This window comes from Streptomyces sp. URMC 127 (genome assembly GCF_051386535.1).
Taxonomy (GTDB): domain Bacteria; phylum Actinomycetota; class Actinomycetes; order Streptomycetales; family Streptomycetaceae; genus Streptomyces.
In genome coordinates, this window is the sequence record NZ_JBPQTW010000490.1 from 1 (window position 1) to 554 (window position 554).

At 70.6% G+C, this 554-nt stretch carries 1 protein-coding gene; it reads left to right on the top strand.

The genetic code is table 11. The features are described 5' to 3' along the window. Nucleotides 1–263 precede the first annotated feature (263 nt). Nucleotides 264–554 (top strand): helix-turn-helix domain-containing protein (locus ACSNOH_RS35060; RefSeq protein WP_436725485.1); only part of this gene is annotated, 291 nt, incomplete at its 3' end.

Below are 554 nucleotides of genomic sequence, written 5' to 3' on the forward strand. Positions count from 1 at the left end.
GCGGGGGCGGGACGACTCGGGGCGGCGGACGGAGGCGCGCATGACGGAATCTCTTTCGGTACGGAGTGGCCTGCGCGGATGGTTCGCCATCCGCGGGCGGCGGGGCGTCGCTCGACCGGATCAGGGAGCGGCGTGCTTGGATGACGAAAGCTTGTGCGGGAAGGTGTCCCGGAGGCCAGGGATTCGGTCCAGTACGGGACGCCGGAATGCCCGCACAGCCGTTGACCTGGGCAAATGGCCGTTCCCTGGAATGGGGAGCCGGGATGGGGAGTGACGTGGGGGCGGGCGATCTCGCTGAACTGCTGCGAGAGCTGAAGGAGCGTTCGGGACTGAGCTACGGCGTGCTGGCCAAACGACTGCACGTCAGCACGTCGACCCTGCACCGGTATTGCAGCGGGGCCGCCGTACCGGCGGAGTTCGCGCCGGTCGAGCGGCTGGCCCGCCTGTGCAAGGCCACGCCGGACGAGCTGATGGAGGTCCACCGGCGGTGGATCGTGGCGGACGCGACGCGGGGACGGAAGGCGCAGGGGGAGTCGGGGGCGAAGGGGGAGTCC